Raw genomic sequence first — 20,386 nt, 5'->3', positions numbered from 1 at the left:
CTACAATAACATGATTATCAAACCAAGAACACGTGGCTTTATCTGCACCACTGCTCATCCGGTGGGCTGTGCCCAACATGTTCAGGAGCAAATTGACTATGTACAAGCCCGTCCTGCTATCCAGGGACCTCGTAATGTGCTTGTGATCGGGGCATCGGCCGGATATGGGTTGGCTTCTCGAATTACGGCCGCTTTCGGTGCGCGTGCCAATACAATTGGCGTGTATCGTCCTAGCAATGCTACGGCTACACGCACATCATCAGCAGGCTGGTATAATTCTGCTGCATTTGAAAAAGCAGCTCAGGATGCTGGGCTTAAATCTTTAAGCGTGACAGGAGATGCCTTCTCGGATGAGGTCAAAGCCAAAACGGTGGAAGCCATTCGCGAAGAACTGGGACAAGTCGATCTGGTGGTTTACAGTGTGGCTTCAGGTCGCCGTACTAATCCCCGCACAGGCGAAACGTCTAATTCCGTGCTCAAACCTATTGGTGAGCCTTACACGAATAAGACCGTTAACTTCCACACCGGTGAAGTCAGCAGCGTGACGCTCGAACCGGCTACAGAAGAAGAAGTACAGGGGACTGTAGAGGTTATGGGCGGTGAGGATTGGAAATTGTGGATTGACGCCTTGCGTGCAGGCGGCGTGCTCGCTGATAACGCCACTACCTTCTCTTTTTCGTATATCGGTTCAGATATTACCCAAGCCATCTACCGAGAAGGCAGTATCGGAAGTGCAAAAGATCATCTGGAGGCGACAGCACGTCAGCTGAACGACCAGATGAAAACCACGGGTGGACGCGCCTTCGTCGCAGTCACCAAAGGACTCGTTACCCAATCCAGTTCGGCCATCCCTGTCGTTCCTCTGTATATTTCCGCTTTATATAAGGTGATGAAGGAGAAAGGGCTGCATGAAGGGTGCATAGAACAGAGCTACCGCCTGTTTGCCGAGCGTCTGTACGCACCAGAAACTGCTGTAGATGAAGAAGGTCGTATTCGCATTGATGATTGGGAACTGCGCGAGGATGTGCAGGCAGAAGTCGCGAAAATATGGGAGGTACTGACAACCCATAATATCTATGAATTGTCCGATCTTGAAGGATATCGTCGCGAATTTTTCCAGCTGTTCGGCTTTGAGTTTGAGGGTGTGGACTATGATGCTGATATTGATCCGATCGTAAATATTCCTAACGCACGCTAAGTCTTTTAGTGCTGCCATTCTGTTAGAAAAATATAAAAAAGCTGTCTCTGGCAGAAGAACATTCTCTTCTGCACAAGGACAGCTTTTTGTTTTCTAACTAAAAAGGAACACTTGTGTCTATTTTGAACTGCAAAATGTGTAAACATTGCAATTTTAAAATTCATTTGATATTGTACAAGTAGGCATAGCAAAATCCCTCTTCTTACCAAGAGGGTAAGCACAGTTGGACAAGTCCTACCTTGACTGACCGTGATTATTTTTGCTCAGCCCATCACATCCCTGTAAGGAGGTGAACAATATGGCAAAAGACGTTCTGTGCGAAGTCAACTCATGCACGTACTGGGCTCAGGATAATAAATGCAGCGCAAGCTCTATTTATATCGTAAGCAACAAGCCTGCAAACACTCACACGTCCGAAGAAACAGACTGCAAAACCTTTGAAGCAAAATAGACCTTAGTTTTCAAGCCAAACCATAGCTTTATCATGAAGGAGCCCCTGCCAGGGTTCCTTCTTTCTTATGATTCTAACAAGAATGATAATTATTATCAAGTTCTTTTTGGCCTATGTTATGGAAAATGCTATCCGCTCCTATACATTCACTTCCTCGAAGTTTTTCGACTTCGCTTAAGACAAAAAAAGAAGCGTCACCCTGAACGAGTCGCTTCTTGTGCTTGACCTTTTGTAATTGTTCCTGCTTGGTTGGCTTCATTCGCGTGTGCTGTGAAATTTCGCCATAATGATCATTCGTTTTACGACTCTGTGCCGCGCAATAGATCCCGGCGCGTTTCGCCTTGCTTAACGCCTTTTGTGTTTGAGTACGTGCCATACTGCTTCACTCTCCTTGATTGGACTCCCTGTATCATAGCATCCAATAGGCAAATCGTGAATGGTTTGTCTGACTCAAACATTCTTTAATTCATTAAATGTCTGAAAAAATATCCGGATCGCCACTGGAGGCCGCCACAACAAAAACAATAACCAAGAAAATAATAATCAGTGCATAAATCAGTGTGCCGATAATACTACATACCAGTCCAGCAATGGCCATACCTCTGCCTTGCTCGCCATGACGGTTAATTTCCTTCAGGGAAAGACTGGACAAAATAATACCCACAATTCCGATAATCAACCCAAGATAGGGAATGACAACAGATAAAATCCCGAGCACCATCGAGGCAACAGCTTTACTGTTTGTAGGTGGAACTACTGGGGGCTGGTTAAATGGAGCGTTATAATCGTTCGGCTCCTGAAAAGGATCGGAAGATCGAGGCTCCTTGTACAAGTCACTCATCTGTTTAATTCAACTCCAATAATTATAATAGCAATATATAAGTTCTAGGGTACCACAATCTTACAAATCAGGACAGTACTTATTTCAATTTTTTAAATTAGAACGTTAAAAAGAAGAAGCGTAGCATCTTAGCACTTTTTGAGATAATCGGGCATACACAGTACTGTACCTATTACAGATAAATTACGCTCCAAGAGAGCATCCTGCCAAGGAGGACGGAGCTATGTTATATCGTGGAACAGCCCGCAGAAAGGGCTCGTCTCACCAACGTTTACATGCAGAGACACTTCGGAAAATATCCGCCGCCATGCTGCCATTTTACAAAGCTATTGCAACCCAACGTGCTTTTGCCGTCCAATGGTCACGAGCTGTCGTTCAGGGTAATTTGGATCGGATGAAATCCCTTCTCTGCTCGGTAGCGCCATTTGCCGCCAAACAAGGCTTAGGTACGAATGGGATTGGCTACTTTGTTTCCTTTTTAGCTCAGCCGCCGATGCTCTATTACACGAACGGTACGACGATTCCACCCGGGACGGTGCAGTTTACATTTGAGCCAAAGGTTCATCGCGCCATTGCCAAAGCCGTTTTTCCGCTGTATCGCGAATTGGCACGCAATGAATGCTTTGCTTCTGCCCTAGCCAAAGCGATCAACAGGCAAGACCAGCGTGCAGTTCATGTAATGATCCGTAGTTTAATTCCATCCTCTGCGCTAAAATCTGTAGACATTGAGGATGATGGTTTTGCATTGCTTTTTGAGTATCCCTTTAGTAAGTACCCCTATCGCAATCTACTTTTTCGAGAGTTCACTTAAAAAGGTCGCTACAAGCGCACTTGCTTAAGTTCTTCAATGAGCTCTTTTCCCATTTGTATAGCCATGTCTGTCAGCACTCGGATTTCATCCTTGGTTGCATGATCCAAATGCGTCCCGCAGCAAATGGCGAAGTTACCCGCAAACTCTTTACGCAAGCGAACTGCAATTTCTTCAGTAATATAAAATTCCTTGTGGTTTTGCAATTGCACGGTTTGAATAGGCTCAAGCCTAGCCCCCGCAGTAATCGTCCCCAAGTGAGGCTGATCACCGCCTGATATGAGCACAACGATATCTTCCCCCATAAAATAGGCATCCAGCACAAGACGGATACGTCCGCTTTCTTTTTCCAAATGAATCATATGATCCTCTCCTGCTAAAAATATTATTGTGAAACGATTCACTTCATAGAGTACCATTCATTGTATCGCTTCCTGAACTGTTGGACAAATTTAAAAAGGCCCACAGCAGCCTCTATTAACAGTGGCTTGCTGTAGACCTTTATTGTATTCTAAAAAAACTCCCATCCTCTTACTTGCTGTTAACGGATTGTGATGGTATGCACTGCCTTACCCGTTGCGCCGTCATTATCCGTTACTGTTAGCTCCACGGTATACGTTCCGGCTGTGGTGAATTTATGCTTCACCTTGGAACCAACTGCCGTATCGCCATCACCAAAATTCCAACTGTAGCTGATGATCTCACCATCTGTATCGCGGGAAGCTTTGGCGTTAAATTGTACATTTTTGTTCTTCTTGGCTGAGTCATTCGCCTGGATAATAGCTACCGGCTTTTCATTCGATGTAGGTGGATTCGGACCTGGGCCCTCTCCTCCACCATGGGTTACATACAACCTCCCCGGCGCCTCCGTCTCCACTTCATTCCCCGCTGCATCCCTTACCCGGATCACGATGACTCCGCCTTCCAGGTTCAGAGAAGATGAAGTGAGATAAGTACCTTCATAGTGGCCTGACGAAGTTTCATTTAATGGAATTTCATTACGGGCCAAAGTGGACAGGTTAAAGGGCAGCTCCACATGGAAGGATGCCTCTAAACCGGATGCACTGTCAAAAGCTACTCGTACCGGCTGTCCTGGAGTAATACGTACATCCTCAGCAGGGCTAATATTTTCAAGCTTCGGCAGCGCTGTATCGACATACACCGAGCGTGTAACAGTCGTTTCGTTTTCGGCAAGATCTTTGGCCGTTACCGTAACTTGATTTTCACCTTCATTGATAAGCAGCCGTTTATTAAAGCTACCGTCACTTCCGAATTCAGCGGGCTCGCCGTTAATCGTCAATTCGGTGAGGAACTCGTCATACACCGTACCGGTTACACTGACCACACCCGCATTTGTACGAGCTCCTTCATCAGGTGAAGTCAGGATCAGACCCGGTTTAGTCTGATCGAGCGTTACAACCACCGGCTCAGAACGATCCGTTACTTTGCCGTATACCGCCGCTTGAACACTTAGCGGATTAGCACCTGGCTGAAGATCGACCGACAAACTGAATTGACGATCCTTCACTTTCGTTGTGCCAGTCAGCTCCTTACCGTTAAAGAGCTGAATATCAGCTCCTTCTGCCGGGGAAGTTCCTGTTACGGTAATCGTTTCCTCCTGCGTATACGTAGCCTTCGTAGGAGTCGTAATCGTTGGAGCATTCACCGGATATCTGACGATAGCCCGGATCATGTAGTTCCCTTCCTCTTCAGGTGATTGGCTCCATGTGCCGCTTACACCTTGCCAGCTGCGAAGCGCATTGGGACTGTTTTCATCTGTAGCCAGACCTGGTGACTGTGTCCCTACCGCAGACTGTGTATATACGATGTAGAAATCACCTTGAACCGTCACCGGCTCTGGGAGCTGCACCGTCGTCCATTGTGTCTCATCCCGGACAGCAGTCCCGTCGAATGGACCAGCCACTAGTCGTCCAGGTGCTCCTGCTGTACCGGAGGCGTCATAGATAGAATATTGGAATGCCGTTCCCCCCGGATTCGGGAAAGCAGAGTTCCAGAACAAAAGGGATGCTCCTGTCACTTGTGCCACTTCCGACTCAGGTGTCATTCTCACTGCCCATGAATTGCCTGCCGCGTTAAAGGCTCTGGCATTTTCTCCTGTACCGTCATCATAGGCAATGCCTCCTTGGAAACCGATGAAAGGCTTCAACGTGACATTCGCTTCAACACTGCCGTTTGGAGGAGCAGTCACGGAAACACTGTCACTGTAATAATTTTCGGCTGCAATGGACAATGTGTATGTTCCTTCCAGCACGTCCAGTGTAAATTCTCCAGCCTCATTCGTCTCTACAGGAGCAATACGTGCATCTTCCAGCACCAATACTTTCGCTTTTTGGATCGGTTCACCGGATTGCTTGTCGGTAATAACCCCGTGAATCGTACCGTGAGGGACAGCCTGGAGACTAAAGTTTGCTCTGATGACTTTGTTATTTTCAATCGTGACTGCTTTCGTCTGAGGCACGTAACCGTAGGCTTCGGCCTTCAGCGTATAGTCACCTGCTACATGAGTGAAGCTGTATTTGCCCGTGGTTGGGTCTGTTTTCACCGAACGTCCGGTTTCCAGTACCGTAACGGTAGCACTGGCTGGAAGACTGTCGAGACCGACACGTCCACGCTCCACGGATGCATCTGTCGGCTTCACTTTTTCCTGGAATTCACTCTTTTCAGTGCTTGTAATTTTATATAGCGGGAATTGTTCTTCCGCTTTTTCCAGCTTGATATTGGACTCAGGTACGATATCCTTGGTCACTGTCGAAGCTGGAACACCCAGCACACGGAAATCGTCAATGTACCAGCCATTTTTGTTCACACTGTTATCCGATTTCAAGCGGAAACGAACTTGAATCTCGTTGCCGGTATAGCTATCCAGATTGTAGTAAACAGGCGCCCAATTCTTACCACTTGTATTATGTGAGAACTTACCCAGCTCACTCCACGTGTCGCCATTGTTTTTGGACACTTCTACATATCCGTAATCATAGCCGCCCTCAATTTCAAACCAGTGGTTGAAAGTCAGTGTTGCGTTGCGTATACCATTCAAATTAATTTTTGGAGAAACCAGTGAAAAATCAGCACCGTTCTCATAGTTGCTATCGAGATCGGTGGCCCACACATTCGGCTTGGACACTGCGCTCCCCGGTCCTACTTCCTTAGGAATGCCGCGTTCCCATTCATCCTTGGTCCCGGAATGAGTCCATCCATTGTCTGAGCTGCCATCAAAATGATCGCTATACAGCGTATCCGGCACATCCACTCTTAGTGAAGCCTCGTTCGACTTGACACCTTCGTTACCGCTATAATCCTCGGCTGCCACTGCATAATGATAGGTCGCACCACCGACGGTGATCGTATCCGTGTAGGTCAGCCCAGAAGTTGTACCGATGGAAGTATAATTTTTGCCAGACTGGGTTGAACGATACACCTTGTACTGCTTCACATCTTCATCAGAGGAAGCACCCCAGGCGAGTGTAACATTGCCCACATTATCTGCTTCAGCAGTCAAATGGCCAGGGGCAGCAGGTGCAACGGCGTCTGGTTCCTGAATGGACAGATCGTCAATATACCAGCCATCTTTCACGATCGTATTGTCACTAGTAAAGTTGAACAGGAGGTATACCTTTTGACCCGCAAATGCTCGCAAATCAAGATATTGTGTTTTCCAGCCATTGCTGGTTCCAGTAAACGATAATACCTGCTCAAACGCATTCTGATTGTTGGTGGTCGCTACATACACTTTGCCGAAATCAGAATTGTTTTCAAGATCGTACCAATGCTTGAAGCTGACCAGTGCCCCCTTGGAACTCTCGGTCAGATCAATAGGAGGAGCCATAAAATAACTGTTGGTGTTGGTCTGGTATTGGCCTTCGAGATTGGTCGCGATGACCTTTGTACCCGAATGTGCGCTTTTAGGGCCGCTTGTGGGGGTTCCCCATTTCCAAACACTACCCTGACCACCGATATTAATACCGGCGATGTCTTTTTCAAAGTCTTGTGTGTAGCCTGGTTTAACACCTTTGGAGACATTCACCTTATATACTTCCGTTTCAAAACCATTATTGCCGAAATCATTTACACGGATATAGTATTCCAGACCTGCGCTATCCACCAAAAAGGTCGGAATGGACGCTTGATATGTACCGTCTTTGCTGTCTCCGGAGGTCCGCTCCAACGGAATGTATACATAGTTTGACGAACCCGCTGTTTTGGCAAATGCCTCAACGGCTGTTACGCCAACATCATCCGTAACATGAGCCGTCAAAGGTATATCAAGACCCTCAAATGCAGCTGCAGGCGGTGTATGCTCAAGAACAGGCGCTTCCAGATCGTCGCCACCTGTTACGACTTTACCGGATACAGAGCCCAGACCCTGCATGACAGATCCGACTGCATCGAGTGCATTAATGACACCATGTCCATATCCATTGTTTGGCGAAGTTGGATATGTGCTGTCTGTCCGAGGGGTAGCCGTGTTTTCCAAAATTTCCTCCAGCTGGTCCACGGTAAGAGAATGATTCGCTTGCAGCAGCAGAGCAGCCAGACCCGCAACATGAGGACCGGCCATGGAAGTACCGTTATAGCCACCTTTATAACCGCCACCAGCCACGGTTGAACGAATATTTACACCCGGCGCGGAAACTTCGGGCTTGATCTCACCGTAAGGTGAGGGTCCCAGCAATGAAAAGCTTCCCAGTTTATCATTGATATCGGTTGCCCCAGTGGCAAAGGATTCCGGATAGTTGGCCGGATTGGCTACCGATCCAGGTCCGCCCGGATTGGAGAGAGAGGTGTTTCCTGCGGAGAATTCGGGAAAGATCTGAGCATCCCGCCACGCCTGAACTACAGGCCGGAACCATTCATCAAGACCCGGTCCGCCTCCCCACGAGTTGTTCACTACATCTGGAGCAAGCTCGGGATGAAGATTACCTTGAGCATCTTTTGGCGCAAGCAGCCATTGACCGCCGTCCAGTATAATTGCATCCGTCGTTTCCGGATTAAAAATCCGAACCGCAATCCACTTTGCACCAGGGGCAACGCCCACTCGGTTCGTTCCATTTTCCTCGGAGCCGACCATCGTGCCCATCGTATGCGTACCATGGGAATCGTCTTCCTGATCGACCGGAAGCGCCGCATGACTATGCGGATCATACCAGCTCAGTTCTGGATTTACGACATTGCCTGCCGCATCCAGACCACGCCATTTGCGATGAAGGGCCGGATGCGTGTAGTCTACGCCTGTATCGAGATTGGCGACCACGATTCCGGTTCCGTCAATTCCTTTTTCCCACACTTGTGGTGCGTTAATATGGGATATATTCCATTCCACCGTAGATGGATCCACAGCGTTCTTGCCTGTATTGCCGGGCAATGCCGATGTTTTGCTATCGTCCTTTTCCGGTTCTACAGCCTTCTGTGCTGTGTCAGACTTTGCCGTTGCTGCCGTTGCTGTTCCAGCCGCTTTGTTACCTGTGTCCTCTGGCTGTTTATCAACCGTTACCTTTTGCAGATAACGTGTTTCATTCGGCAAAATTTTATCGACCTCGGGCAGCTTCGAAATATGGTCCAGCACCTCCTTGGTGCTCGTGACAGCCAAAGCATTGACAATAAAATAGCTTTTATATTCTTTTACTCCGCCGCTCTCTGATTCCTTATTCAAATAACTTTCAAGCCCATATTGAGTTCTGGAAGCCGTTTCACGCAAAGAGCTGATTACATGGCTACGTACAGCCATTTTTGCGGCGGAAGGTGTTATTTTCTCAAGTGAAGCCTTTTGGAGAGCATTTTTGGAAACCTTATTGGTATCTACCTGTTCTTTTAATTTGACCAAATAAGTAACATAGTTGTTCTCCTCAAACTGTTTGGTCAGTTTCGGGGACACCTTCGCGGTCGTGACCTTGTGTGAGGCTGATTTCAGCTCCAGCTTGGAGCCATCCGGTGTGTTTTTCGCTAAAGCGGGTTGAACAAATGAAAAGGCCATAAGCAAAGAGAGTCCAATAGATAACGATTTCTTGAAACGTCTAGGTTTAATCAATTACTTCTCCACTCCTTTTACTAGGTTTAATGATTCCGAAATAACCTGTACAGAGTCAGACCTCATGCCTTGCACATCAAACACGCGGCTTGCGCAATACGATGTGTTGGCGACCACCTCCTTCATAGATTACAGAAAGATATAAAAGTATTGGGCTGTTCATAGATGGCAGTACTTCATAGGTGAGTTTATAATCCAATAGAAAAGCGATGAAATCCAGTAGATACCTAGGAGAAAAAGCAGGAGCATTTCGAAGAAAAAAACATGATATACCATTACATGTTATATCATTACATTTTATATTAAAAATTGATATAAAATCATATATTATGGATAGTATAAAGTTACCCAAACAGATATACAAGTCATTTTTTTTGCATTTTTCTTGAAATTCTATGACTTTTATGTTCATTTATGTACGAAAACCCCTTTTTAGCGGCTACGTCATGAGTGCAACACACGGTTAGCAGGTGCATGCATCCTTGTACGAGCCACCCAAGGGATTTTCGGGGATCTTTTTTTTAAACCTGTCTGATATTCTTAGTTAAGTACGGAGTTCACCGCAGCAAGCGCATCAATCAGACCATATCCATAACCATTGTTGGGTGAGGTCCGATACTGACTGTCTGTCAGCGGTGTCGCTGTTTTCGAAATAACATCCTCTAATTGATCCACGGTCAAAGAGGGTTTAGCCTGAAGCAGCAATGCCGCTAATCCAGCAGTATGCGGGCCTGCCATAGAGGTACCGTTCCATCCACCCTCATAAACCCCGCCCGGTACAGAAGAACGGATGTTCACGCCAGGAGCCGAGATTTCTGGCTTCACTTCGCCATAAGGAGAAGGACCACGCAACGAGAAGCTGGCCAGCTTGTTATTGATATCGGTGGCTCCCGTGGCGTAGGCTTCAGGCAGATTTGCCGGATTAGCCACAGACCCAGGTCCGCCCGGGTTCGATAGTGTTGTGTTGCCTGCGGAGAACTCAGGGAAGATTTGAGCCGCTCTCCACGCCTTGGTCACTGGGCGATACCATTCGTCCAAACCAGGTCCACCACCCCAAGAATTATTCACCACATCCGGTGCAAGCTCAGGGTGTTTTTTGCCGTTTTTATCTACAGGCGCAAGAATCCACTGCCCGCCGTCCAGCAAGATGGAGTCTGTGGTATCTGGATTGAATACTCGAACGGCAATCCACTTGGCCCCCGGAGCAACACCGATTTCATTCGTACCGTTGCTGTCTGAGCCAACGCTTGTCCCCATCGTATGTGTACCATGTCCATTGGAATCTGTGGGCAGCGATGCTCCATTAACCGCATCATACCAGCTCAGCTCAGGATTCACGACTTGACCAGAAGCATTCAGCCCCCGCCATTTTCTTTTCAGTGCTGGATGAGTATATTCAACACCTGTATCTAGATTGGCAACGACAATGCCTTTGCCGTCAATACCTTTGGCCCAAACCTGCGGTGCTTTGATTTTAGAAATATTCCACTCGACACGACTTGGCGTTACCGCATCTTTATATACGGATTCTTGCACCGATTTTTGTGCATTCTCTTCCGTCACAGCCGGGTCGACAGCAGTTTGATCTGCCACTGCTTGGTTTGCTGTTGATTGCTCCCCTACCGGCTGGGCATCCTTATCTATTTCTACCTTTTGCAGCTCCCGCTTTTCATCTGGTAAAATTTTGTCGATCTCAGGTAGGGTTGCGAGATTATCCATGACCTCTTTGGTACTGGTTACCGCAAATGCATTCACGATAAAGTAACTCTTGTATTTTTTTACGTTTCCGTTATTGACTTCCTTCTTTAAGTATTCTTCCACAGATGGTTGAGTTTTTTCTGCGGTATCCATCAGAGAGTTGACAACCGTTTTACGTACAGAAAGCTTAGCAGCAGCGGGGGAAATCTGCTCTGCGGAAGCCTTCTGAAAAGCGTGCTTAGCAACAGACTCTGTGTCTACCTGATCTTTTAATTTAACCAGATAGGTGACATACTCGCTGGTGCTGAATTGCTGGTTCAGCTTGGCTGAAACCTTGGCGGAAATCGTCGATGCTCCTGCTGAGGAGGTTGTGCTGGAATCTCCATACACCGGAGAAATCAGAGAAAAAGCAAGAATAGCGGTAAAACCGACCGACAGTGTCTTTTTGATATTTTTCGACTTAATCAATACTTTTCATCTCCCTTTACTTGGTCTTTTTGATTCTCAAAGACAACCTTCCGATAGCAGCGTCAAAAGCTCACAAATAGCCTCTGGTACTCACCTCCTTTAAAAAAATAAATTCTGGGGTGAAATCCATAGGTCATATTCTAAGGTGAATAACCTTTGGTGCAGACCGCAAGGAACGACATTCAATTAAGAACTGTGGACAAGTCTGGAAGAAAGTAAGTGAAAAAAATGAAGAAAAAGGTAGGGTAGGATACTAGAAGTGATCGAGGAGGTTGATAAGCATGTATTAAAATACAATTTAAAACAAAAGAATGAAACATATGGTATCTTTTGAATCTAGTATAGTGTCATAAAATCAGATATTCAAGCATTTTTTGAATTTTATTCCTTTTTTTCTTGAAAAATTGAAAAACCTCTTCCATTTTCAAAACAAATGCGGGTCTTCTTCGTGCATTTTGTTTCGGATCATAGAAGAGGTTTTTCGGCATTCAGCAGCAAAAGTAGAAAAGCGCTATCTGCCGCTATTTACAGGTATGGGAACCGAAACGGCTCCTTCTGGAAAGGAAGATTTGGTTTCCTGGGTTCTACGACACAGGCTCGTACATTCTCGAAAAGCCATTTGTCTGCACCCACTGCACCGATCCTGATTTACCATTGCAAGAGCTGCTGTTAAGGCCTCTCCTGTATGTTCAAAAAAATGATTTTGTCCGATCATGTCGTAGCATCCGGTTTTATGCAGTAATTCCAGCGGTTGAGGCTGGAGTCCGGACACAAGCACTGTTCCACCAGACTTTCGGTATTTTTGTATTAGTGCAGTAAAGTTAGCTTCTCCCGTCATATCCATAAAAGGGACCTTTCCCATACGCAACAACAAAATCCCTTGCTGGAGACCAGTCTGTCCCCCTACACCTGAGTTTTCCAACGCTGAAGCTGCACCGAAAAATAGGGGGCCTTCCACATTATAAATAGCCACCTGCGGGCAATCATGCTGCTCTGTGACCATATGTGCGCCTACCTTTTCATGCTTTACAGAAGGGTCAGGAAGCACCTTATCTACTGAAAGCGTATTACTCATACGTTTGACAAACAATACAACTGCCAGAATCAGGCCGACCTCCACAGCCGTTGTCAGCGTCGTAAAAACCGTCAGCAAAAAGGTGACGACCAGCACAATAGAATCTGCTGTCCGTGTTTTGAGGATGTGCGCAAAATGCTTGCGCTCACTCATATTCCAGGCCACTACCATCAACACCGGTGCCATACTAGCTAACGGAATATTAGATGCATAAGGTGCAAAAAGCATCAGAATGAGGAGTACAACGACCCCATGCACAATACCTGACATAGGAGAAACCGCGTTGTTGCGGATATTGGTGGCCGTACGGGCAATGGCACCTGTCGCAGGAATACCGCCGAATAGTGGTGTCAGCAAATTGGCAATCCCTTGTCCAACCAGTTCGCGATTGCTGTTATGGCGGTCTCCCGTCATCCCGTCAGCTACCACCGCTGAAAGCAGTGATTCAATAGCCCCCAGCATCGCTATAACAAGTGCTGGCGGCAAGAGCTTCACGATTAATTCCCACGTCATTGCAGGAATATGCAGCTCAGGCAAAGATGCCGGAATTGCGCCATAAGCAGAGCCAATCGTAGCCACCTGCCCTGGAAAAAACAAAGCTGCCACCAGCGTTGACAAGAGTAGGCCGACCAGTGAGCCAGGTATCTTGGGCCATTTTTTAGGCACCACAATAAGTCCAGCAAGACAGATACAAGCTGTCAGGATGCTGTACACATTGAGTGAAGGAAGCCGATGGATGATCTCTGCCATCGAAGGCAGAAAAGTTTCATGTCGCTCTACCCCGCGCAAGCCGAGAAAGTTAGCAATCTGACCACTGAAGATCGTCACGGCAATCCCGGCTGTAAAGCCAATGGTTACGGGCTTGGGAATAAATTTGATCAACGCCCCCAGCCTTAGAACACCCATTAGAATGAGCATAATGCCTGCCATAAAACCAGCTATAAGTAAATTCTCATAGCCGTACTGCATGACTATAGCCAGCAAAATCGGAATAAACGCACCTGTAGGTCCTCCGATCTGAAATTTGGACCCACCCAGTAGTGAAATCAAAATTCCCGCTATGATGGTTGTGTACAGACCATATTCCGGCTTTACCCCCGATGCAATGGCAAACGCCATACCGAGCGGGATAGCCACAATCGCCACAATGCTTCCAGAAATTAAATCCTTTCGTAAAGCCCCTGCGTTATAGCCTTCAAACCTTCCTCTCCACTTCATCCTGTAACCCTTCTTTTCTGTAGTAGCATTACTTCTCGTTACGTATGCCTTCCAGCAACGAGATCGCTTCGACTAAATGATTGTCAAAAATTCGCCGCGCCACCGCTAGCAGCTCCGTTAAGAGCGGATCACGTAGTGAATACACGACCGTTGTGCCTTCCTTGAAGCTGTTCACCAAATTTTTAGCCCGTAAAACAGCCAATTGCTGCGATACGGCAGAACCTTCGGAACCAAGCGCAGTCTGCAGCTCGTTCACATTCCGTTCCCCTTCACTCAGCACCTCCAAAATGCGGATGCGCAGAGGGTGAGCCAATGCTTTGAAAAAGTCAGCCTTAAACTTCTGGAGATCTCCTTCCATTCCTGCGCCGTCCCCCTCACAGAATTGTTTCATAACGATCAACAATATCTGAATATTTGAATATTCAGTACAATAACAGCTTTGGGTCAATTGAACTATGATGTTACTCACACTTCACCATGCGTATAGTCACATTTTTCCACACTTTTATCTTTCAGGGTTGACAGCTTCCACAGGTTTCCATTAACATAACAATTAACTTTAAGAAAAGGGGGCCGACAGACATGACCAAGCTTTACACGATAATGACAATCAGTCAGCATGATACAATCACATATTCGAAATTTCGTCTCATCGGCCCCGTTCGGGCAACATGATGGGGGTATCACGCTGTCTGACGGCGTGATATGCCAGGCTTTTTTTATTTTGTATGCTATTGAAAGAACAGGTTATTTATATTTTTATGATGTACTAATCATAAAATGTAATGACACTTTCGGTGCAGGAAGCCGTAGACGACAAGTCTGCGGCTTTTTTGTTTTTTTCAAATCTTTTTTTACGATGTTATGAATTTACATGAAGAAGGGAACTACCCATTTATTATGAATATACAACCTACGACCAATTCATCTTTTCATGAAGGACCATACAGCCACCTGATGAAGCTTCCGGCAGGGGATCTGACCGTGTACGCTTCGCAGCAACTCTTTTCCTCACTGGATTACAAAGTGTTCGAGATGGCTAATAACAATTTACAAATTCCAGGTATCCGCTATATGGGATACACACCGGATGTACATGTAGGCGTCGGAACCTGCATCGGTACAACTGCGGTATGGGGAATGGAAGACGGCTATGTATCTCCCTCCATCGTCGGTAGCGATATCGGCTGTGGCATGCGCGTACACCTGACCAATCTGCACAAGGATGCCTTGAAGGAAATCAAGCTGCGCCGCAAGCTGGTTAAGACGATCGACAAATACTTGCCGATGGAAGCCCACCAACGCGGACATTATTCGGATATACGGCTGGAGCATATTGTACGCAAGGGTTTGCATGGCTTACCTAATAAATATATTCCGGATAGCTACACTCCTAAGAAATCCACCTCACTGACCCATGTAGAGCACAGTAAGTTCTCCTTTGACGAGGAAGTGCTGAATCTCGTCGAAGATCGTACTTGGCACCGGGCTCATCGGCAGCTCGGCACGCTGGGTGGAGGCAATCATTTTGTCGAAATTCAGGCGATTGAAATTGCAGAAGAAAATAGAGAAGTCGCTGAAGCTTGGGGGATGTTCGACGGTCAGGTGGCTGTGATGATTCATTCCGGATCACGTGCTTGGGGGGGAGCAGTCAGTCAGACCAGTTCATCTGCCATTGCCAAAGCGATGAGCCGTCTCGGTCTCGGCACCTCCGATCCGAGACTGGTATTCGCACCGCTTAATCATCCCGAGGCAGCACATTATGTGGATATGATGTACTCAGCGCTGAATTATGCTGTGGTGAACCGACATCTGATTGCATACTCCGTGCGAGAAGCCTTCCGCGATGTCTTTGGTACAAAGTGCGAGTTGCGTACTCTGTACGATCTGATGCACAATTATGCTTGGAAGGAATCCCATCCGGATCACGGTAGCGTGTTTGTACATCGTAAAGGTGCGACGCGCGCTCTTCCAGCAGGACACCCCGACAATCCGCGACCTTATCAGTCGACAGGGCATCCGGCCCTGATCCCCGGTTCTATGGGGACTGCCTCTTATATTATGGTAGGTTTACCAGGCGGTCAGGATAACTTTCACTCCATCTGTCATGGAGCGGGCCGTATTCGCTCGCGATCTGCAACCAAACGGCTCGTGAGTGTGGACGATTTTGCAGGCGCTCTGGGTGTAGGGACAGACGACGAAATTGTGGTCAACCAGGCATCTCTGGAAAGTATTATCGACGAATCTCCACAAGCCTACAAAAATGTAGATGATATTATTGAAAGTGTTACCGGGGCAGGACTTGCAGCCGTTGTAGCCAAATGTAGACCGCTGGCCGCCCTGAAAGGAGCAAAATAATGTTGAGTATAGACACCCCAGCTATTTATGAATTTGACGAACGTACAGATGGACGCATTACCGGTTATGCTGCTTATGCCCGTCTGATCGACGGTATTAGTGAAGCACTTTATAACCGCTATGGCGTAAAATATGAGTTGTACGCCAGTGATGATCCCAATATTGAGTATTGGGATTTGCTGGAGGAGGATATTCGTTCAGGCAGCCCTGAGCTGGAGCATGTGGCACGGGTGTTCGATCGTTTGGAGGAACGCACCATCCAGTATGACGATGACGGGCCAACTCCTGAATACGGTGTGCATCTGTCGATGCGTAACAATGTATTCGCCTATCCCAAGTGGGGGATTGCACTGGCACGAGTTCCCTTTTTCCGTGATAATGGCGTATATAATGAAGATTATGTGTTTGCCATAGGCGACCAGGAGCTGCAAAGCTTCCTCGCAGGAGTACGCGGTCGTGAACGCAAGCAAAATATGAAGCGTGTCACCGTCTTTACCGATACAAGCCGTGGACTCTCCCGGCAAGCAGAACCGATAACCCGCGCAATTACGCGGGATGACGTGATTTTGAAAGCGGAAATCAAGCGGGATATCTTCCGATCACTTGATCAATTTTTTGAAGCAGATCGCACCTTCTATCAGACTTATAACATTCCTTACAAGCGTGGGATTCTGCTATACGGCCATCCAGGCAACGGTAAAACAACCCTAGTGAAATCTATTGCCAATAGCGTGCCAGGTCCGGCCGCTTACTGGCAAATTACAGAATATACAACCAGTGAATCGGTCAAAGAGGTGTTCGAGGCAGCTACTCGCCTGGCGCCGATGGTGCTGGTCATTGAAGACATCGATTCCATGCCTCAGGAGGTGCGTTCCTTTTTCCTGAATACGCTCGACGGCGCTACATCCAAGGAGGGCATCTTCCTGATCGGAACGACCAATTATCCAGAAAAAATCGACCCAGGTCTGATGAACCGGGCGGGCCGCTTCGACCGGGCTTATGAAATCAGTTTGCCTGACGAAGCGCTGCGACTCGCGTATCTCAAGCTGCGTAACTTCCTTGTTTTTGCAGGTGAGACAGGTACACAGAAGGCCGCAGCGATGACAGATGGCTTCTCCCTGGCTCAGCTCGGAGAACTGTATGTCAGTACGGCTCTAGAATGGCATGAGCAAGGAAAAGCCGATATTGAGCTGATTATTAAAGGCATGCGAGGCGAGCTTGATAAAAGCCGCAAGCAGGACTGGTTAAAAAATGTATCCGAAGGACGAGTCGGCTTCTTCTGATTCATCCTTTTATTGCCTCATTATGAAATTTATGTTACATTGATAAACAATAAAGTACCGAAAGGGTGACCTTAAGCCAATGATCTACTAATCCTATTCCCAAAGAAAAAACGTAATCTTACGAATTTTCTGGATAGGATTAGTGTAGGCTTTTGGGTATTAACGATAAGAGCATTGCTTCGTTGACGGGAGCAGTGTATCTTCTTGTTTGTATGTCTGCCTCCTATCCAGAAACTAATGGATAAGGAGGTTTTTTTGTATGAAAAGAATACTCGCAATTCTCATGATCAATATATTCATTGTGATGGTCGGCGTGGGTTTGATCACCCCTATTCTGCCGGAACTGATCATTGAATTTGGTGCCAGTGGGCGGGCCATCGGTTTATTGGTGGCAGCCTATGGCATAACGCAATTCCTGCTCTCGCCCATGACTGGGCAGCTGTCTGATCGATATGGGAGAAAAGTTTTTATCGTCGCAGGTGTTATTGTTTTTGCTGTGGCTAAATTGATCTTTGCTATTGGAGATGAGCTGTCGATGCTGTATACCTCAAGACTTCTGGAAGGAGTTGCAGCAGCCCTGATTATTCCACCCATGATGGCATATGTAGCTGATATTACAACAACCGAAGAACGTGGCAAAGGAAATAGTCTACTAGCGGCAGCGATGTCATTTGGATTTGTCATTGGTCCAGGACTTGGAGGCCTTCTTGCAGGATATGGAACGAGAGTGCCACTGTGTACAGCAACAGGTGCAGCTATGATTGCAGTTATTTTTTCAATCGTTTGTTTACCTGAAAGTTTATCGAAAGAACAAATGAAGGCAGCACGAGCAAGAATTAATCATCAAAGAGAGTCTATTTTCAAACAGTATGCAAGGTCATTGAAATCAAAATATGCGATGTTCTTTGTCATTGTCCTGGTGATGACTTTTGGACTTGCTAATTTTGAATCCGTTCTTGGTTTATATGTAACGAATCGCTTCCAATTTTCACCGCAAAATATTTCAATCCTTCTAACTGCAGGTGCTGTGATCGGCGTCGGTATGCAGGCATTAGTTGTTGCTAAAATGATCCATCAGTTTGGTGAAAAAAGGTTGATCAAAGGCTCGCTTCTCTTCACCTCTGCTGCTTATATTTTATTTCTCTTCGCCAAAGATTTTTGGAGTATCTTTCTTGTGACTTCCCTTATTTTCTTTGCTACAGCTACGCTTCGTCCAGCTCTTAATACACAATTGTCGAAGATGGCAGGAAATGAGCAAGGATATGTAGCTGGTATGAATAATGCCTATATGAGTGTCGGGAATATTTTAGGTCCTACTCTAGCGGGATTATTATTTGATGCGAATATGTTCGCTCCATTTTTAACAGGCTGTTGCATTCTTTTGATTACCTTCTTGATTACATTAAAAATGAAATAAAAGAGGACAACTGATGAGCAAAAGGCAGCTACGGGTGCGAGGCTTTATTTTTCAAATGCCCAGCTGTAGCTGCCTGTCTGTTCAGTTTATTCCGTTTCCCCACTCAGTCGGTTCAAAAACTGGATGGCCCGTGGGCTGGTTGGCTGCTCTAGCACCTGATATGGCGTACCCTGCTCAATGATTACGCCCTGATCCATTAAGATTACATGGTCAGCAACCTCTGCCGCGAACTTCATTTCATGGGTGACAATAACCATCGTCATCCCTTCGGCAGCCAACTGCTTCATGACCTTGAGCACCTCACCTACCAACTCGGGATCAAGAGCAGAGGTCGGCTCGTCAAACAAAAGCACCTCAGGTTCGACCGCCATTGCCCGGGCAATACCGACCCGTTGCTGCTGTCCTCCCGACAATTGATGTGGATAGGATTCCGCTTTATCAGCCAATCCCACCTTCTTAAGCAGCTCCAATGCATGTTTGCGCGCTTCGTCCTTGCTTTTTTTCTGAACCGTGACTTGCCCCTCCATCACATTTTGCACAGCGGTCATATGGGGGAAAAGGTTGTAGGATTGAAATACCATCCCTGTCCGCTTACGCAGCGCCAAAATGTTTTCTTGCCGAAGCTTCGTCCCTTTCGCAAAATTCAGGGCAATATCACCTACCTGAATTTCTCCCTGGTCGGGAACTTCCAGCAAGTTCAAGCAGCGTAAAAGCGTTGTTTTACCCGAACCGGAAGGACCGATAATTACAAGCACTTTCCCCTTATCCAACGTCACGTCAATCCCCTTAAGCACTTCCAGCGAGCCGAACGACTTGTGTATATTCCGAATTTGGATCACCGGTACAATCTCCTTTATCTAACGGAAAAACGGCTCAGACGCTTTTCCAAATAATTTTGCAGCACCGTCAATATCGTGCTAAACAGCAGGTAAATAACCCCAGCCTCGGTATACACTAATAACGGTTCGTATGTGGTAGCTACAATCTGATTAGCCGTTCTGAACATTTCCACATAGGTGATAGTGGCAGCCAGTGAGGTATCCTTTACCAAGCTGATGAATGAATTGGCAAGCGGAGGCACCGACACACGGGAAGCTTGGGGGAGCACGATCCGCCGCAACACTTGCCAGCGTGTCATCCCCAAGGAGTATCCTGCCTCCCATTGACCCTCCTGAATGGAAATAATAGCCGCACGCATAATTTCAGAGCTATAGGCCCCCACGCTGAGCGTAAAGCCGATCACTGAAGCAATAAACGGGTCCAGTGTAATACCCACCGAAGGTAAACCATAGAAAATAATATACAATTGCACCAGCAAAGGAGTTCCTCGAATCACCCATACATAGAAGCCGAAGATCAGCTTAAGTATTCTCCATTTGGACAACCGGGCGAGCGCAGTAATCAGCGCCAGCACGAGTCCCAGAGCAAAAGAGATCAGCGTGAGCGGAATCGTAAAAGAAACCCCTGCTTTTAGCAGAGGCAATAATGAATCCATAATAATTTGTATTTGGCGATCATCCATTGT

General features: G+C 46.8%; 15 protein-coding genes. 6 read left to right on the top strand and 9 right to left on the bottom strand.

Features of this window, described 5'->3' with window-relative positions:
• Window positions 1-10 precede the first annotated feature (10 nt).
• Both fabV and KSP24_RS00675 read left to right on the top strand, forming a co-directional pair.
• On the top strand, window positions 11-1,198 hold the full coding sequence (fabV, locus tag KSP24_RS00680) for an enoyl-ACP reductase FabV (RefSeq protein WP_216974207.1): 1,188 nt from the start codon (window positions 11-13) through the stop codon (window positions 1,196-1,198).
• Between the two features lie 298 nt (window positions 1,199-1,496).
• Window positions 1,497-1,649 (top strand): DUF1540 domain-containing protein, encoded by a 153-nt coding sequence (locus KSP24_RS00675; RefSeq protein WP_017426780.1) that lies wholly within the window; start codon window positions 1,497-1,499, stop codon window positions 1,647-1,649.
• A gap of 73 nt (window positions 1,650-1,722) precedes the next feature.
• Here the strand turns inward: KSP24_RS00675 and KSP24_RS00670 are convergent, their stop codons facing one another.
• Both KSP24_RS00670 and KSP24_RS00665 read right to left on the bottom strand, forming a co-directional pair.
• Window positions 1,723-2,025, bottom strand: coding sequence for a hypothetical protein (locus KSP24_RS00670; RefSeq protein WP_165083162.1), 303 nt, complete (start codon window positions 2,023-2,025; stop codon window positions 1,723-1,725).
• 93 nt (window positions 2,026-2,118) lie between these two features.
• The gene (locus tag KSP24_RS00665; RefSeq protein WP_013372515.1) at window positions 2,119-2,490 is read right to left on the bottom strand and encodes a DUF4190 domain-containing protein; all 372 of its coding nucleotides are present in this window, start codon (window positions 2,488-2,490) and stop codon (window positions 2,119-2,121) included.
• Window positions 2,491-2,713: 223 nt separating this feature from the next.
• On the opposite strand from KSP24_RS00665, the gene KSP24_RS00660 reads away from it, so the two are divergent.
• On the top strand, window positions 2,714-3,301 hold the full coding sequence (locus tag KSP24_RS00660) for a hypothetical protein (RefSeq protein ID WP_216974206.1): 588 nt from the start codon (window positions 2,714-2,716) through the stop codon (window positions 3,299-3,301).
• Between the two features lie 8 nt (window positions 3,302-3,309).
• Here KSP24_RS00660 and lpdD read toward each other — a convergent pair whose 3' ends face one another.
• From lpdD to KSP24_RS00635, 5 genes are all read right to left on the bottom strand, one after another.
• Window positions 3,310-3,660 carry a prenylated flavin chaperone LpdD gene (gene lpdD / locus KSP24_RS00655; protein ID WP_025365561.1) on the bottom strand — a complete coding sequence of 117 codons (351 nt, stop codon included), beginning with the start codon at window positions 3,658-3,660 and terminating at the stop codon, window positions 3,310-3,312.
• A gap of 179 nt (window positions 3,661-3,839) precedes the next feature.
• Window positions 3,840-9,344, bottom strand: a complete 5,505-nt coding sequence (locus KSP24_RS00650; protein ID WP_216974205.1) for a S8 family serine peptidase — start codon at window positions 9,342-9,344, stop codon at window positions 3,840-3,842.
• Window positions 9,345-9,884: 540 nt separating this feature from the next.
• Complete coding sequence (locus KSP24_RS00645; RefSeq protein ID WP_129549806.1) at window positions 9,885-11,510, bottom strand: S8 family serine peptidase; 1,626 nt, start codon at window positions 11,508-11,510, stop codon at window positions 9,885-9,887.
• A 511-nt stretch (window positions 11,511-12,021) separates the two neighbouring features.
• Entirely contained in the window at window positions 12,022-13,803 is a 1,782-nt protein-coding gene (locus tag KSP24_RS00640) for a SulP family inorganic anion transporter (protein WP_013372522.1), read from the bottom strand.
• 28 nt (window positions 13,804-13,831) lie between these two features.
• Window positions 13,832-14,161 (bottom strand): ArsR/SmtB family transcription factor, encoded by a 330-nt coding sequence (locus KSP24_RS00635; RefSeq protein WP_007431533.1) that lies wholly within the window; start codon window positions 14,159-14,161, stop codon window positions 13,832-13,834.
• Window positions 14,162-14,703: 542 nt separating this feature from the next.
• On the opposite strand from KSP24_RS00635, the gene KSP24_RS00630 reads away from it, so the two are divergent.
• The 3 genes from KSP24_RS00630 to KSP24_RS00620 all read left to right on the top strand — a co-directional run bounded on the left by KSP24_RS00630 (window position 14,704) and on the right by KSP24_RS00620 (window position 18,861).
• Entirely contained in the window at window positions 14,704-16,161 is a 1,458-nt protein-coding gene (locus KSP24_RS00630; RefSeq protein ID WP_216974204.1) for an RtcB family protein, read from the top strand.
• A complete protein-coding gene (locus KSP24_RS00625) occupies window positions 16,161-17,444 on the top strand; it encodes an AAA family ATPase (protein WP_013372524.1) in 1,284 nt (427 codons plus the stop codon). Before KSP24_RS00630 ends, KSP24_RS00625 begins: the two co-directional genes overlap by 1 nt.
• A 259-nt stretch (window positions 17,445-17,703) precedes the next feature.
• A complete protein-coding gene (locus KSP24_RS00620) occupies window positions 17,704-18,861 on the top strand; it encodes an MFS transporter (RefSeq protein ID WP_216974203.1) in 1,158 nt (385 codons plus the stop codon).
• 86 nt (window positions 18,862-18,947) lie between these two features.
• Here KSP24_RS00620 and KSP24_RS00615 read toward each other — a convergent pair whose 3' ends face one another.
• Together KSP24_RS00615 and KSP24_RS00610 are read right to left on the bottom strand one after the other, a co-directional pair.
• Entirely contained in the window at window positions 18,948-19,700 is a 753-nt protein-coding gene (locus KSP24_RS00615) for an amino acid ABC transporter ATP-binding protein (RefSeq protein WP_216974202.1), read from the bottom strand.
• A 14-nt stretch (window positions 19,701-19,714) separates the two neighbouring features.
• Complete coding sequence (locus KSP24_RS00610; protein WP_025676010.1) at window positions 19,715-20,383, bottom strand: amino acid ABC transporter permease; 669 nt, start codon at window positions 20,381-20,383, stop codon at window positions 19,715-19,717.
• Window positions 20,384-20,386 lie beyond the last annotated feature (3 nt).

The sequence above is a fragment of the Paenibacillus sp. AK121 genome (assembly GCF_019042715.1).
Classification (GTDB): domain Bacteria; phylum Bacillota; class Bacilli; order Paenibacillales; family Paenibacillaceae; genus Paenibacillus; species Paenibacillus polymyxa_C.
This window is presented reverse-complemented; position numbering and strand designations above follow the sequence as displayed.

Excerpts from the sequence above, each read along its gene's own strand:
- fabV (WP_216974207.1), top strand. The coding sequence starts at position 11 with ATGATTATCAAACCAAGAACACGTGGCTTTATCTGCACCACTGCTCAT.
- KSP24_RS00675 (WP_017426780.1), top strand. The coding sequence starts at position 1,497 with ATGGCAAAAGACGTTCTGTGCGAAGTCAACTCATGCACGTACTGGGCT.
- KSP24_RS00670 (WP_165083162.1), bottom strand. The coding sequence starts at position 2,025 with ATGGCACGTACTCAAACACAAAAGGCGTTAAGCAAGGCGAAACGCGCC.
- KSP24_RS00665 (WP_013372515.1), bottom strand. The coding sequence starts at position 2,490 with ATGAGTGACTTGTACAAGGAGCCTCGATCTTCCGATCCTTTTCAGGAG.
- KSP24_RS00660 (WP_216974206.1), top strand. The coding sequence starts at position 2,714 with ATGTTATATCGTGGAACAGCCCGCAGAAAGGGCTCGTCTCACCAACGT.
- lpdD (WP_025365561.1), bottom strand. The coding sequence starts at position 3,660 with ATGATTCATTTGGAAAAAGAAAGCGGACGTATCCGTCTTGTGCTGGAT.
- KSP24_RS00640 (WP_013372522.1), bottom strand. The coding sequence starts at position 13,803 with ATGAAGTGGAGAGGAAGGTTTGAAGGCTATAACGCAGGGGCTTTACGA.
- KSP24_RS00635 (WP_007431533.1), bottom strand. The coding sequence starts at position 14,161 with ATGGAAGGAGATCTCCAGAAGTTTAAGGCTGACTTTTTCAAAGCATTG.
- KSP24_RS00630 (WP_216974204.1), top strand. The coding sequence starts at position 14,704 with ATGAATATACAACCTACGACCAATTCATCTTTTCATGAAGGACCATAC.
- KSP24_RS00625 (WP_013372524.1), top strand. The coding sequence starts at position 16,161 with ATGTTGAGTATAGACACCCCAGCTATTTATGAATTTGACGAACGTACA.
- KSP24_RS00620 (WP_216974203.1), top strand. The coding sequence starts at position 17,704 with ATGAAAAGAATACTCGCAATTCTCATGATCAATATATTCATTGTGATG.
- KSP24_RS00610 (WP_025676010.1), bottom strand. The coding sequence starts at position 20,383 with ATGGATGATCGCCAAATACAAATTATTATGGATTCATTATTGCCTCTG.